Here is a 13,768-nt window from a genome sequence, read left to right as displayed (position 1 = left end):
GATCAGCCGTGCTCCTTCTCGAATTCGGCCAGGTAGGTCACCAGGGCCTCGACGGCCTCCAGGGTGACGGCGTTGTAGATGGAGGCGCGCATGCCTCCCACCGAGCGGTGCCCTTGCAGGTACAGCAGCCCACGCTCTTCGGCGCCCTTGAGGAAGGCCTTGTCCAGGCGCTCGTCGGCCAGGCGGAAGGGCACGTTCATCCAGGAGCGATCGTTCCTGGCGATGGGGTTGCTGTAGAAGTCGCTGCCGTCGATGAAGCCGTACAGCAGGTCCTTCTTCTGGCGATTCAGGCGTTCCATGGCGGGCAGGCCGCCCTGCTCCTTGAGCCACTTGAACACCAGCCCCGAGAGGTACCAGGAGAAGGTCGCCGGGGTGTTGTACATGGAGCCGCTGTCGGCCTCGACCTTGTAGTCGAGCAGCGTCGGGCAAGCGGCGCGGGCGCGACCCAGCAGGTCTTCGCGGACGATCACCACCACCAGGCCGCTCGGCCCGATGTTCTTCTGGGCGCCGGCGTAGATCAGGCCGAAGCGCGAGACGTCCAGCGGGCGCGAGAGGATGTCGGAAGAGGCATCCGCCACCAGGGGCACGTCGCCGACCTCCGGGATCCAGTCGAACTCCAGGCCACCGATGGTCTCGTTGGGCGTGTAGTGCACATAGGCGGCGTCCTTGGACAGCTGCCACTCGTTCTGCCCGGGAATGGCGAAGTAGTCGTACTGCTTGGCGCTGGCGGCGACGTTGACGGCGCCATAGTGCTGCGCCTGCTCGATGGCCTTGCGCGACCAGATGCCGGTGTCAATGTAGTCGGCCTTGCCGCCCTCGGGCATCAGGTTCATCGCCAGTTGGGCGAATTGCAGGCTGGCGCCGCCCTGCAGGAACAGCACCTTGTAGTTATTGGGGATGACCAGCAACTCGCGCAGGTCGGCTTCGGCCTGGCTCGAGATCGCGGTGAAGTCCTCACCGCGGTGGCTCATCTCCATCACCGACAGGCCACGGCCCTGCCAATCCAGCAGATCGGCCTGGGCCTGGCGCAGCACAGCTTCGGGCAGGGCCGCCGGGCCGGCACAGAAGTTGTAGGCACGCTTGCTCATCGCTCGTCATCCTCGTCGGGAAGGTCATCGCTCGGCACGTCGCTGGCACCGGGCAACACGTCGTCTTGATCCGGCTCGTGGCTGTCGACCGGCAGCTCCTTGTCGAGCACCTCGTCGTCCAGCTCGGCTTCGTGGTCCAGCAGCTCCTCGTCCACCGAGGGCTCCTGCACCCGCTCCAGGCCCACCAGCTTCTCGCCCTTGCCGAGCTTGATCAGGGTAACGCCCTGGGTGTTACGCCCGGTACGGGAAATGCCCTCGACCGGCGTGCGCACCAGGGTGCCCTGGTCGGAGATCAGCATGATCTCCTCGCCGTCCAGCACCTGGATGGCGCCGATCAGGGGACCGTTACGCTCGTTGATGACCATGGCGATCACGCCCTGGCCACCGCGACCGCGCTGCGGGTACTCGGCCATGGCGGTACGCTTGCCGAAGCCATTGAGGCTGGCGGTGAGGATCTCGGCGCCCGGCTCGGGGATCAGCATGGAGATCAGTCGCTGGTTCTCGGCCAGGCGCATGCCGCGCACGCCGCGGGCGGTACGGCCCATGGTGCGCACATGGCGCTCCTTGAAGCGGATGACCTTGCCGCCATCGGAGAACAGCATGACTTCGCGAGCGCCATCGGTGATGGCGGCGGCGATCAGGCTGTCGCCCTCTTCCAGCTTCAGCGCGATCAGGCCGTTGCTGCGCGGCCGGCTGAACTGCACCAGCGGGGTCTTCTTCACGGTGCCGTTGCGGGTGGCCATGAAGATGTAGGCCCCGGTGGGCTCGTCCTGGCCGGCGTCGAGGAGCTCGCCCTCTTCGCCTTCGACCTCGGCTTCGACGTCGTCTTCCACCAGCACGGCGTCTTCGATGTCCAGGTTGTCGTCCTGCTCGCCCAGGTCCTCTTCACCGATGGGCGCCTGCTGGCGCACGGCTTCCAGGTCGACCGGCAGCATGGCGGTGATGCGCTCGCCTTCGGCCAGCGGCAGCAGGTTGACCAGCGGCCGGCCACGGGCGGCGCGGGAGGCCTCGGGGATCTCGTAGGTACGCTTCCAGTAGACCTTGCCCAGGCTGGAGAACAGCAGCAGGGTGGTATGGCTGTTGGCGACCAGCAGGTGTTCGATGTAGTCCTCTTCCTTGACCGCCGAGGCCGAGCGGCCGCGACCGCCCCGGCGCTGCGCCTGGTAGGCATGCAGCGGCTGGGACTTGGCGTAGCCGCCATGGGAGATGGTGACGACGCGGTCTTCCTCGGTGATGAGGTCGGCGATGGTCAGGTCCACCTGGGAGGCGATGATCTCGGTGCGACGCTTGTCGCCGAACTCGGCCTTGACCTTCTCCAGCTCCTCGCGGATGACTTCCATCAGCCGCTCGGGGTTGGTGAGGATGCGGATCAGCTCGCCGATCTGCTGCAGGATCTCCTGGTACTCGGCGATGAGCTTCTCGTGCTCGAGGCCGGTCAGGCGGTGCAGACGCAGATCGAGGATGGCCTGGGCCTGTTCCGGCGAGAGGTGATACTTGCCTTCGTGCAGGCCGTATTGCTCGGGCAGGTCGTCCGGACGGCAGGAATCGGCGCCGGCGCGCTCGACCATCTCGCGCACCGCGCTGGATTCCCAGGGCGTGGCGATCAGGCGTTCCTTGGCCTCGGCCGGGGTCGGCGAGGTCTTGATCAGTTCGATGACCGGATCGATGTTGGACAGGGCGACCGCCTGGCCTTCGAGGATGTGACCACGCTCGCGCGCCTTGCGCAGTTCGTAGACGGTCCGCCGGGTCACCACTTCGCGACGATGGCGAATGAAGGCTTCCAGCAGTTCCTTGAGGTTCAGGGTGCGCGGCTGGCCGTCGAGCAGGGCCACCACGTTGATGCCGAACACCGTCTGCAGCTGGGTCTGGGCGTAGAGGTTGTTGAGCACCACCTCGGGGGTCTCGCCGCGACGCAGCTCGATGACCACGCGCATGCCGTCCTTGTCGGACTCGTCGCGCAGCTCGGTGATGCCTTCGATCTTCTTCTCTTTCACCAGCTCGGCGATCTTCTCGATCAGCCGCGCCTTGTTGAGCTGGTAGGGCAGCTCGGTGATGACGATCTGCTGGCGATTGGCGCTCTTGTCGATGTCCTCGACCTCGGCGCGGGCCCGCACGTAGATGCGCCCACGACCGGTACGGTAGGCCTCGATGATGCCGGCGCGACCGTTGATGATGCCCGCGGTCGGGAAGTCCGGACCGGGGATGTACTGCATCAGGTCGTCGACGGTCAGCTCGCTGTTCTCGATCAGCGCCAGGCAGCCATCGATCACCTCGCCGAGGTTGTGCGGCGGGATGTTGGTGGCCATGCCGACCGCGATGCCGCTGGAACCGTTGACCAGCAGGTTGGGGATACGCGTGGGCATCACCGCCGGGATCTGCTCGGTGCCGTCGTAGTTGGGCACCCAGTCGACGGTTTCCTTGTCCAGGTCGGCCAGCAGTTCGTGGGCGAGCTTGGACATCCGCACTTCGGTGTAACGCATGGCGGCGGCGTTGTCGCCATCCACCGACCCGAAGTTGCCCTGGCCGTCCACCAGCATGTAGCGCAGCGAGAAGGGCTGCGCCATCCGCACGATGGTGTCGTAGACGGCGGTGTCGCCGTGGGGGTGGTACTTACCGATGACGTCACCCACCACACGGGCGGATTTCTTGTACGGCTTGTTCCAGTCGTTGCCCAGTTCGCTCATGGCGTAGAGCACGCGCCGGTGCACCGGCTTGAGACCGTCGCGCACGTCCGGCAAGGCCCGGCCGACGATGACGCTCATCGCGTAGTCGAGATACGACTGTCGCAATTCGTCTTCGATATTGACCGGGAGGATTTCTTTGGCCAGTTCACCCATGAGAAGCCTGGTTCCTTCTGATCTGAAAAGCGCTAGGGCTCGCCCGCATGTCGGCCGAGCCTGGAATAGAAGCGGCGAAAGCCCGTCTGGCGGCGCCTGCCACCGGCGCTGAGACGCCGCTCAAGCCGGTTTCCTGCACGGCATCACCGCCTGCAGACGGCTTTCGAACGAAGCCTGTGCAAAGAGCGAAATTCTAACACATTCAGGGACGTATCCGCCCCTCGCGATCACCTCAATGCAGGCGCCGACGATTCATCAACTCGGCCATCTTCTTGGCATCCGGTCGCTCCACCACGCCGCGCTCGGTGACGATGGCATCGATGAGATCCGCGGGCGTCACGTCGAACACCGGGTTGAAGGCCTCTACCTCGGCGGCGATGCGCTGGCCACCGGCCTCCAGCAGCTCTTGCCCGGGGCGCTCCTCGATGGGGATGTCGTCGCCCGAGGCCAGCTGCATGTCGATGGTGGAGCTGGGCGCCACCACCATGAAGCGTACGCCATGGTGCATGGCGATGACCGCCAGGTTGTAGGTGCCGATCTTGTTGGCCACGTCGCCATTGGCGGTGATGCGGTCGGCGCCGACGATCACCCAGGCGACGTTGCGCGTCTTCATCAGGTGCGCCGCCGCGGCGTCGGCGTTGAGGCTGACCGGGATGCCCTCCCCGGCCAGCTCCCAGGCGGTGAGCCGCGAGCCCTGCAGCCAGGGGCGGGTCTCGTCGGCGTGGACGCACTCCACCAGGCCGTCCAGATGCGCCGCGCGCAGGACGCCCAGGGCGGTGCCGAAGCCCCCGGTGGCCAGGGCGCCGGTGTTGCAGTGGGTGAGGAAGGTCTGCTTGCTGGTGTCATGCTTGCGGATCAGCTCGACACCCAGTTGCGCCATGGTCAGGTTGGCCTCGCGATCGCTCAGGTGGATGGCCACGGCCTCCGCCTCCAGCGCCGCCAGGGCGCCCTCCCCGGCCGTCCGCGCCAGCCGCTCGCGCATCCGGTTGAGCGCCCAGAACAGATTGACCGCGGTGGGGCGCGAAGCGGCCAGCAGTTCGAAGTCAGCGGTGACCGTTTCCGCCCAGTTCTCACCGGCCGCCGCGCGCTGCCGGGCCCCCAGCACCACGCCGTAGGCCGCGCTGATGCCGATGGCGGGTGCCCCGCGGACCAGCATGTCGCGGATGGCCTGGGCCACCTCGGCGGCGCTGTGACAGGCGACCCAGTGTTCGCGCAGCGGCAACAGGCGCTGATCGAGCAGGTGCAGGGCACCGTCCCGCCAGTCGATCGCCTTGACCTTTTCCGCCGCCAGCAGACGCTCTCGCATGATCTCTCCTCGACCTGAATCTATAGCCCGCCAGTATACCGGCATCGGCGCGGGGATTTAGCGGTAGCGCCGCAAGGACCGCTATACTGCCGGCTCGCCCCTCACGGAACCGCCGCAGATGCCCACCCCCGCGCCCCTGGACCTCTTGTTGCTCCCCAGCTGGATCGTGCCGGTGGAGCCCGCGGGAGTGGTCCTGCGCGACTACGCCCTGGGCGTGCGCGATGGCTGCATCGCCCTGCTCGCGCCGCGCGCCGAGGCCTTGCGCCAGCCGGCCAAGGAAACCCTGGAGCTGCCGGGCAAGGTACTGATTCCCGGCCTGATCAACGCCCACGGTCACGCCGCCATGACGCTGTTCCGCGGCATGGCCGACGACCTGCCGCTGCAGACCTGGCTGCAGGATCACATCTGGCCGGCCGAGGGCCGCTGGGTCGACGAGGACTTCGTCCGCGACGGCACCACCCTGGCCATCGCCGAGCAGATCCGCGGCGGCATCACCTGCTTCTCGGACATGTACTTCTACCCGCAGGTGGCTTGCGAAGCGATCCACCGCACCGGGGTGCGCGCCCAGGTCTGCCTGCCGATCCTCGATTTCCCGATTCCCGGCGCCCGCACCGCGGACGACATGATCCGCCGCGGCCTGGAACTGTTCGACGACATGAAGCTGCACGAGCGCATCAGCGTGGCCTTCGGCCCCCATGCGCCCTATACCGTCGCCGATGCCAAGCTCGCGGAGATCCTGGTGCTGGCCGAGCAGTTGCAGGCGCCGATCCAGATGCACGTCCACGAGACCGCCTTCGAGGTGCAGCAGGCGCTGGAGCAGACCGGCGAGCGGCCGCTCACCCGGCTGCGCCGCCTGGGCCTGCTCGGGCCGCGCTTCCAGGCGGTGCACATGACCCAGGTGGACGACGAGGATCTGGAAAACCTGGTCGAGACCAACAGCCATGTCATCCACAGCCCGGAATCCAACCTCAAGCTGGCCAGCGGCTTCTGCCCGGTGGAGCGCCTCTGGCAGGCCGGCGTCAACGTCGCCATCGGCACCGACGGCGCGGCCAGCAACAACGATCTCGACCTGCTCGGCGAGACCCGCACTGCGGCGCTGCTGGCCAAGGCCGTCGCCGGATCGGCCACCGCCCTCGACGCCCACCGCGCCCTGCGCATGGCCACCCTCAACGGCGCCCGCGCCCTGGGGCTGGAGCGCTGCCTGGGTTCGCTGGAGCCGGGCAAGGCCGCCGACCTGACCGCCGTCGACCTCAGCGGCCTTGCCCAGCAGCCGCTCTACGACCCCGTGTCGCAACTCATCTACGCTACCGGCCGCGATCGCGTCAGCGACGTCTGGGTCGGTGGCGTGCCGCTGCTGCGCCAGGGCGAACTCGTGCGCCTGGACGAGGCCGAACTGATAGCCAATGCGCAGCAGTGGGCCACCCGTATCCAGCAGGGCGCCTGACGCGCCCCGCTCCCCTTGCCTCTGGAGAATCCCATGTCCAACGTCGATAACGCCGAGATCGCCAAGTTCGAGGCCCTCGCCTACCGCTGGTGGGACCGCGAGAGCGAATTCAAGCCGCTGCACGACATCAACCCGCTGCGCGTCAACTGGATCGACCAGCACGCCGGACTCGCCGGCAAGAAGGTGCTGGACGTCGGCTGCGGCGGCGGCATCCTCAGCGAAGCCATGGCCCAACGGGGTGCCCAGGTGACCGGCATCGACATGGCCGAGGCCCCGCTGGCGGTGGCCCGCCTGCACCAGCTGGAGTCCGGCGTGCCGGTGGAATACATCCAGGAGACCACCGAGGACCATGCGCGCAAGCACGCCGGCACCTACGACGTGGTGACCTGCCTGGAGATGCTCGAACACGTGCCGGATCCCTCCTCGGTGATCAAGGCCTGCCACGACCTGGTCAAGCCGGGCGGCCAGGTGTTCTTCTCCACCATCAACCGCAATCCCAAGGCCTACCTGTTCGCCATCGTCGGCGCCGAGTACGTGCTGCGCCTCCTACCGCGTGGCACCCACGATTTCCGCAAGTTCATCCGCCCCTCGGAACTGGGGGCCTGGGCCCGCGCCGCTGGCCTGAACCTGCGCGACGTCATCGGCCTCACCTACAACCCGCTGACCAAGAGATACAAGCTGGAAGGCGACGTGACGGTGAACTACATGGTGCGCACCCAGCGCGAGGACTGAGCCATGCGTCTGCAAGCGGTCCTATTCGACATGGATGGCACCCTGCTGGACACGGCGCCGGACTTCATCGCCATCGTCCAGGCCATGCGCCAGGACCAGGGTCTCCCACCTGCCGATGAAGCCCGCCTGCGCGGGGTCATCTCCGGCGGCGCCAAGGCCATGATCCTCGCCGGCTTCGACGTCGACCCGCTCGGCACCGAGCTGGAGCCGCTGCGCCTGGAATTCCTCGAGCGCTACCAGGACCACTGCGCGGTCCATACCCGGCTGTTCGATGGCATGGACGAGATCCTGCGCGACCTCGACGCCGCCCGGCTGCGCTGGGGCGTGGTGACCAACAAGCCGGTGCGCTTCGCCGAGCCGATCATGCAGCGCCTGGGCCTGGCCGAACGCTCGGCCTGCCTGGTCTGCCCGGACCACGTCGCCCGCAGCAAGCCCGATCCGGAGATGGTGCTGCTGGCCTGCCAGCAACTGGCCGTCGATCCCCAGGTCGCCCTGTTCATCGGTGACGACCTGCGCGACATCGAATCCGGCCGCGCCGCCGGCAGCAAGACGGTGGCGGCGCGCTACGGCTACATCCATCCGGACGATCGCCCGGAGCACTGGGGCGCCGACGCCATCATCGACCACCCGCTGGAATTGCGCGCCCTGCTCGACCGCGCGCTGTGCGGATGCTAGGAGACCCGATGTTCGACTACCAAGCCCCTGCCGGCCTGCTGCAGGACCGCGTCATCCTCGTCACCGGTGCCAACCGCGGCATCGGCGCCGCCCTGGCCAAGGGCTGCGCGGCCCTGGGCGCCCGGGTGATCCTCCAGGGTCGCGACGCCGCGGCGCTGGCGCAGGTGCGCGGCGAGATCCTGGCCGCTGGCGGCCAGGCGGCCGAGCCCCTGGTGCTGGATCTGGAACAGGCGGACGCCGCGGCCTATGCGGCCGCCGCCGCGCGCCTGCAGCGGGAATTCGGGCGTCTCGACGGCCTGGTGCACAACGCCGGGCTGCTCGGACCACGGGTCCCCCTGGAACAGACCCCGGCCGGGGCGCTGGCTCAGGTCATGCAAGTCAATGTGCACGCCGGCTTCGCCCTGACCCAGGCGCTGCTGCCGCTGCTGAAGGCCGCGGCCGATGCCTCGGTGGTCTTCACCTCCAGCAGTGTCGGGCGCAAGGGCCGGGCCGGCTGGGGCGCCTACTCGGTGTCCAAGTTCGCCACCGAAGGCCTGATGCAGGTCTGGGCCGAGGAGCTGGCGGAGGCCGGCATCCGGGTCAACAGCGTCAACCCCGGCGGTACCCGTACCGCCATGCGCGCGGCCGCCTATCCGGCGGAAGATCCGGCGTGCGTGCCGGCGGCGGACGCCATCCTGCCGGTCTATCTCTATCTGCTCGGCCCCGCCAGCCGGGGCACCACCGGCCAGGCACTCAACGCCCAGTAGCCCGCCCGGTCAGACGTGGAAGCGCTGGACCAGGCGCGCCAGTTCGTCGCCCAGCCCGGCCAGCTCCCGGCTGGCCGAGGCCGTCGCCGCCATGGCCTGGCTGGACTGATCGGCGCCGTCGCGGATGCGCGTCACGTTGACCGCCACCTCTTCCGCCACCGCGCTCTGTTGCACCGCTGCCGCGGCGATCTGCTGGTTCTTCTGCTGGATGCTGGCGACCGCCGTGGCGATGCCGGCGAAGGCCTGGCGGGTATCGCCGGCGCTGGCCATGGTAGTCGCCAGCAGGGCTTCGCCCTGCTGCATCCGCCCCACCGCCTCGCCGCTGCCCTTCTGCAATACGGCGATGAGCTGTTCGATCTCCACGCTCGACTGCTGGGTACGGCGCGCCAGGGCGCGCACCTCGTCGGCGACCACCGCGAAGCCGCGCCCCTGATCGCCGGCGCGCGCCGCCTCGATGGCGGCGTTCAACGCCAGCAGGTTGGTCTGCTCGGCCACCGCCTTGATCACGTCGAGCACGCCGCTGATCGCCTGGCTGTCCCGCGAGACGCCCTGCAGGCGCTCCGCCGCGGCGCGCACCTCCACGCCGAGGGTCTCGATGCCGGCCAGGCTCCGGCCGATCACCGCTTGGCCATCGTCGACCTGGCGATCGGCCTGGTCGCCGGCGCCTGCGGCGGCTTCGGCATCCACGGCGACGCCCTGGGCGGTGGCGGCCAGCTCGGCCATGGCCGCGGCGACCTGGTCGGTTTCCTCGCGCTGCCGCGCGACGCCCGACTGGGCGTCACGGGCCTGCTCGGCGAGCGCCGCGGCCGCCTGGCCGAGCCGCCCGATGCCGCTCTGCAGTTGCAGGACCATGCCGCGCAAGGCCGCCACCATGCTGGCGCTGGAACGCTGCAGCTGGCCGATCTCGTCGCCGCGATCCACCGTCACCTCGACGTCCAGCTGGCCCTGGGCGATGCGTTCGGCCGCCGCGATCACCTTGCGCAGGGGCCGCACGATGGCCAGGGTTATGACCAGCGCCGCCAGGGCACCGACCACCAGGGCCAGCAGCGCGACGGCGCCGATGGTCAGCAGGCGCTTGGTCATCATCGCCTGCAACTCGATCTCCTGCTGGGCGTAGAGGGCGTCGACCCGCTGCACGGCGGTTTCGGCGAGGCTGGTCATGCGCGCGCCAGCGGCCTGCTCCTGGGCCAGGGCCGCGGAGTAGTCGCCCAGGCGGCGGATGAATTCCTTGATGTTGGTGGAGACATCCTGGATCACCGAGGAATAGGCGGGATCGCTCAGCTGAGGCTCCACCTTGGCCAGCATGGCCAGTGCCGCGCTGGCCGAGGGCAGCGGCTGGTCATCCACGGTGGCCTTGCTGGCCCGCGCCTGGGCTTCGTCGAGGCTCTTGAGCATCAGCCGATAGAGTTCGCCGACTTGCTGCGACAGGGTCAGCAGGTCGGCGCCCTGCTGGCCGCCGGAATCCTTCAGCGCATAGGCACCGTCGTCCAGCAGTCCGGACTGGAGGATGTCCAGGCTGTTGGCGGCGCCCTCGACCAGGAAGGTCGCCGCATCCATGGCCAGGCGGCGCGAGGTGTGCAGGCGTTGGAAGTCGGTGAAGGCGGCGCCATAGGCCTTGGCCGCCTGCAGCGCGGCATCGATGTCCGCGCCGTTGGCGCCCTGGACCTCGGCCGCCAGTTGGCCCAGCCCGTCGAGCACGGCCGGCAGAGCCTTGCGCAACTGGTCGGCCTGGACGCTGTCCCCGCTCAGGCGAAAGCCCTGTTCGAGGGCGCGGACCTGCATCACCTGCCGATTGACCGCCGCCATGTCGCGCAGCGAATCGAAGCGGTGCTCCACATCCTTGAGCGCCAGCCCGCCCTGGAGCGCCACCACCAGCGTGAGCAGCAACACCAGGCCGAAGCCGACGGCTAGTTTGGTCGCGGTCCGCCAGTTGGCCAGGCGATACCTTGCAATCCCTTTCATACGGCACCCCAACGGAATGAGTTCTACCGACGCTGTCGTCCGCAGAAATCCATTCTTGAAGGGGGGCGGGCCGGAAAGCCACTATCCGTCGTGCGCGGCTACGTGCACGTCGTTTTGAATGGCGGCAACCGGCCAGTAGCGCCGCGAATCAGCGGCCGGCGCGGGACTCGCGAATGTAGAAGCGCGCCTTGTCAGCGTTCTTCACACAGCCATCATAGGCCTCGACCTGCTGCTGGGTCTTGGCGGTGGACAGCAGCGCCAGCGCCTTGGAATAGCTCACCGTACCGGAAAAGCCCTCGGCCTTGGCCAGGTCGAGTTCCTGCCAGGCGGAGCGGGTCTGGGCCGCGCAGCTGTCGCGATTGACCACCTTGCCCGAGCACCCCGCGAGCACCAGGGCCGCCAGGGTGGCCGAGGCGACGGTAACCAGTTTCGAATTCATCTTCTTCTCTCCTTGCGACCGACCGGAACGGTCGAATAACCGCAGCGTAGACCGCCAGCCCGCGCCGCCGTTCAGCGCCGCTGCCGCAGAAACTCGACCACCGCGGCCTGGTCGCCGCTGAAGATCACCCGGGAGGCCTTGCTTTCGCGCTGGTAGGCGTACATGGGGTCGTAGTATTCCGCCAGCAGGCCTTCGATCCAGCCGCGGTGGGCAGCGACCTCACCCGAACGCTGCTGCTCGGCCAGGGCCTCCTCGAGGATGGCCGACAACCGCTGGAATCTTTCACCACCGAGGCGCTTGGCGATGCCGGAAAGACTCTTGCGCAACTGCTCGGCGAACAGCGCGAAGCCCTGCTCCGGCCCGTGCAGCTCGACGAATTCCGCCGCCAGGTCGATGACATAGTCACGCAGGATGCGCTCGATGCGATTCTCCCGACTGTCTTCCAGCCACACCAGGGGGAATTGCTGCATGCCCTGGTGCAATTCCAGAGGCAGCGAGCAACGCCCGACCAGGCGCGATTCGTCTTCCAGCACGAATTGCGACTGCCCGGCATGGCGCCGCCGCAGCAGGTCGATGGCCAGGCGATTCTCGAAGTCTATCTGGCCCGGCTGCGGCGTGGCGCGCTTGCCGAAGCTGGAGCCACGGTGGTTGGCATGGCCTTCGAGATCGACGGCCTGGTCGAGCTGGGTCACCACCTCGGTCTTGCCAGTGCCGGTCATGCCGCCCACCACCACGAAACTACACTCCGCCAGCGCCTGTTGCAGCGTCTCGATGAGCAGGGTACGCATGGCCTTGTAGCCGCCCACCACGCGGGGGTAGGCGATGCCGGCTTCGCTGCGTAGCCATTCCTGGCTGATCTGGGAGCGCAGCCCGCCGCGGAAGCAATAGAGGTAGCCCTCCGGATGCGCCTGGGCGAAGTTGGCCCAGGCCTGGACGCGCGCCTCCTTCACCGGGCCGGAGACCAGCTGATGGCCGAGTTGCAGCGCCGCCTGCTGGCCCTGCTGCTTGTAGCGGGTGCCCACCCGCTGACGCTCCAGGTCATTCATCAACGGCAGGTTGGTCGCCAGCGGAAAGGCGCCCTTGGCGAATTCCACCGGTGCCCGGACATCGACCAGGGGCACGTCACTCAGGAACAGCGCCCGCAGGTCGCGGGCATCCTCACGCGAGGTCATCAGGCCACCTCGACCGCATGGGTGCGACGTTCCACCAGTTGCCCGATGGGTTGCAGGGCCAGGCCTAGCTCCGCGGCCACGGCGAGGAACTCCGCCTCGCCCGCCGGCGCCACGGCCACCAGCAGGCCGCCACTGGTCTGGGGATCGCACAGCAGCTGGCGGCGGAGCTCGTCCAGCGCTGCGATGCGGTGGCCGTAGCTATCGAAGTTGCGCTCCGTACCACCCGGTACGCAGCCCTGCTCGAGATAGAAGTCCACCCCTTCCAGGGTGGGAATGGCGGCGAACTCGAGTTCGGCGGTCAGGCCACTGCCATCGGCCATCTCGACCAGGTGACCGAGCAGCCCGAAGCCGGTGACATCGGTCATCGCCGTGACCCCCGCCAGGCGGCCGAAGCGGCTGCCGGGACGATTGAGCTGGCACATGGTGTCCCGCGCCAGGTACTGGTCCTGCGGACGCAGCAGCGCGCGTTTCTCGGCGGTGGTGAGGATGCCGATGCCCAGCGGCTTGGTCAGATAGAGGCGGCTGCCCAGGGTGGCGGTGTCGTTGCGCTTGAGGTGGCGCTTCTCGACGATCCCGGTCACCGCCAGGCCGAAGATCGGCTCCGGGGCATCGATGGAATGACCACCGGCCAGGGGAATGCCGGCCTCGTCGCAGACCCGCCGCCCGCCGGCGATGACTTCCCGCGCCACCTCGGGCGGCAGGACGTTGACCGGCCAGCCGAGGATGGCGATGGCCAGCAGCGGATCGCCGCCCATGGCGTAGATGTCGCTGATGGCATTGGTGGCGGCGATCCGCCCGAAGTCGAAGGGATCGTCGACGATGGGCATGAAGAAATCGGTGGTGGACACCACCCCGCGCTCGTCGTCCAGGCCATAGACCGCCGCATCGTCGCGCGAGGCATTGCCTACCCACAGGCGCGGATCCAGATGCTGGGCGCCGCTCCCCGCCAGGATGGTCTCCAGGGTCTTGGGTGCGATCTTGCAACCACAACCGGCGCCGTGGCTGTATTGGGTGAGGCGAATGGGATTGGTCATCGGAACTCCGGATCAGCGGCGCGGCTCGCTCGACGAGCTGCGCGGGGGGCGGTAATAGTAGCAAAAGCCTGTCCCGGCGCGGGGCCGGCAGTGCCCTAACAGATCGCCCGGCAAAGCAAAAGGGCTGTTTTTTGGCGGTAATCCACAGTTGCTGTGGATAACCTCGTGGAAAACCCCGAACGGACCTCTGACAACCGAGCGGCAGTGCGGCGATGGACGAACTGGCGATTTTTTAGCCGGTCCGCCCAACTATTTTTTCCCCGCGAAGGGTAGCGGAGACGCGCGCCGTGCGTTATGGCCAGGGTGCGCTAGCATTGGCGGTTTCTCCGGTCA

General features: G+C 68.1%; 10 protein-coding genes and 2 pseudogenes. 4 read left to right on the top strand and 8 right to left on the bottom strand.

Annotated features, from left to right (window positions below; all coding sequences use genetic code 11):
* Positions 1–2: 2 nt before the first annotated feature.
* The 3 genes from serC to mtnA form a co-directional block, all read right to left on the bottom strand.
* Positions 3–1,088 (bottom strand): 3-phosphoserine/phosphohydroxythreonine transaminase, encoded by a 1,086-nt coding sequence (serC, locus tag FSV73_RS16330; protein WP_145008892.1) that lies wholly within the window; start codon positions 1,086–1,088, stop codon positions 3–5.
* On the bottom strand, positions 1,085–3,925 hold the full coding sequence (gene gyrA / locus FSV73_RS16325) for a DNA gyrase subunit A (protein WP_145008891.1): 2,841 nt from the start codon (positions 3,923–3,925) through the stop codon (positions 1,085–1,087). The genes serC and gyrA overlap by 4 nt, the downstream gene beginning before the upstream one ends.
* Before the next feature lie 232 nt (positions 3,926–4,157).
* On the bottom strand, positions 4,158–5,231 hold the full coding sequence (gene mtnA / locus FSV73_RS16320) for an S-methyl-5-thioribose-1-phosphate isomerase (protein WP_145008890.1): 1,074 nt from the start codon (positions 5,229–5,231) through the stop codon (positions 4,158–4,160).
* A gap of 118 nt (positions 5,232–5,349) precedes the next feature.
* On the opposite strand from mtnA, the gene FSV73_RS16315 reads away from it, so the two are divergent.
* Genes FSV73_RS16315 through FSV73_RS16300 form a run of 4 tightly spaced genes read left to right on the top strand, consistent with a single transcriptional unit; the run spans position 5,350 to position 8,828 of the window.
* A complete protein-coding gene (locus tag FSV73_RS16315; RefSeq protein ID WP_145008889.1) occupies positions 5,350–6,675 on the top strand; it encodes a TRZ/ATZ family hydrolase in 1,326 nt (441 codons plus the stop codon).
* Positions 6,676–6,708: 33 nt separating this feature from the next.
* Positions 6,709–7,407 carry a bifunctional 2-polyprenyl-6-hydroxyphenol methylase/3-demethylubiquinol 3-O-methyltransferase UbiG gene (ubiG, locus tag FSV73_RS16310; RefSeq protein WP_007160470.1) on the top strand — a complete coding sequence of 233 codons (699 nt, stop codon included), beginning with the start codon at positions 6,709–6,711 and terminating at the stop codon, positions 7,405–7,407.
* A gap of 3 nt (positions 7,408–7,410) precedes the next feature.
* Positions 7,411–8,082 carry an N-acetylmuramic acid 6-phosphate phosphatase MupP gene (gene mupP / locus FSV73_RS16305; protein ID WP_145008888.1) on the top strand — a complete coding sequence of 224 codons (672 nt, stop codon included), beginning with the start codon at positions 7,411–7,413 and terminating at the stop codon, positions 8,080–8,082.
* A gap of 8 nt (positions 8,083–8,090) precedes the next feature.
* Positions 8,091–8,828, top strand: coding sequence for a YciK family oxidoreductase (locus FSV73_RS16300; RefSeq protein ID WP_145008887.1), 738 nt, complete (start codon positions 8,091–8,093; stop codon positions 8,826–8,828).
* A gap of 9 nt (positions 8,829–8,837) precedes the next feature.
* On the opposite strand, the pseudogene FSV73_RS26190 reads toward FSV73_RS16300, so the two are convergent.
* The 5 genes and pseudogenes from FSV73_RS26190 to selD form a co-directional block, all read right to left on the bottom strand.
* Positions 8,838–9,359 (bottom strand): annotated as a pseudogene (locus FSV73_RS26190) (methyl-accepting chemotaxis protein); the annotation flags it as partial.
* A gap of 363 nt (positions 9,360–9,722) precedes the next feature.
* Positions 9,723–9,911 (bottom strand): annotated as a pseudogene (locus tag FSV73_RS26185) (HAMP domain-containing protein); the annotation flags it as partial.
* A 1,027-nt stretch (positions 9,912–10,938) separates the two neighbouring features.
* Positions 10,939–11,229: a hypothetical protein gene (locus FSV73_RS16290; protein ID WP_145008885.1), complete on the bottom strand. Its 291-nt coding sequence runs from the start codon at positions 11,227–11,229 to the stop codon at positions 10,939–10,941.
* A gap of 71 nt (positions 11,230–11,300) precedes the next feature.
* The gene (mnmH, locus tag FSV73_RS16285) at positions 11,301–12,401 is read right to left on the bottom strand and encodes a tRNA 2-selenouridine(34) synthase MnmH (RefSeq protein WP_145008884.1); all 1,101 of its coding nucleotides are present in this window, start codon (positions 12,399–12,401) and stop codon (positions 11,301–11,303) included.
* Positions 12,401–13,435, bottom strand: a complete 1,035-nt coding sequence (gene selD / locus FSV73_RS16280; protein WP_145008883.1) for a selenide, water dikinase SelD — start codon at positions 13,433–13,435, stop codon at positions 12,401–12,403. The genes mnmH and selD overlap by 1 nt, the downstream gene beginning before the upstream one ends.
* Positions 13,436–13,768: the final 333 nt, after the last annotated feature.

It is taken from the genome of Pseudomonas oryzihabitans (genome assembly GCF_007665395.1).
Lineage (GTDB): Bacteria > Pseudomonadota > Gammaproteobacteria > Pseudomonadales > Pseudomonadaceae > Chryseomonas > Chryseomonas psychrotolerans_C.
This window is presented reverse-complemented; position numbering and strand designations above follow the sequence as displayed.

Excerpts from the sequence above, each read along its gene's own strand:
- mnmH (WP_145008884.1), bottom strand. The coding sequence starts at position 12,401 with ATGACCTCGCGTGAGGATGCCCGCGACCTGCGGGCGCTGTTCCTGAGT.
- FSV73_RS16315 (WP_145008889.1), top strand. The coding sequence starts at position 5,350 with ATGCCCACCCCCGCGCCCCTGGACCTCTTGTTGCTCCCCAGCTGGATC.
- selD (WP_145008883.1), bottom strand. The coding sequence starts at position 13,435 with ATGACCAATCCCATTCGCCTCACCCAATACAGCCACGGCGCCGGTTGT.
- FSV73_RS16300 (WP_145008887.1), top strand. The coding sequence starts at position 8,091 with ATGTTCGACTACCAAGCCCCTGCCGGCCTGCTGCAGGACCGCGTCATC.
- serC (WP_145008892.1), bottom strand. The coding sequence starts at position 1,088 with ATGAGCAAGCGTGCCTACAACTTCTGTGCCGGCCCGGCGGCCCTGCCC.
- ubiG (WP_007160470.1), top strand. The coding sequence starts at position 6,709 with ATGTCCAACGTCGATAACGCCGAGATCGCCAAGTTCGAGGCCCTCGCC.
- gyrA (WP_145008891.1), bottom strand. The coding sequence starts at position 3,925 with ATGGGTGAACTGGCCAAAGAAATCCTCCCGGTCAATATCGAAGACGAA.
- mupP (WP_145008888.1), top strand. The coding sequence starts at position 7,411 with ATGCGTCTGCAAGCGGTCCTATTCGACATGGATGGCACCCTGCTGGAC.
- FSV73_RS16290 (WP_145008885.1), bottom strand. The coding sequence starts at position 11,229 with ATGAATTCGAAACTGGTTACCGTCGCCTCGGCCACCCTGGCGGCCCTG.
- mtnA (WP_145008890.1), bottom strand. The coding sequence starts at position 5,231 with ATGCGAGAGCGTCTGCTGGCGGCGGAAAAGGTCAAGGCGATCGACTGG.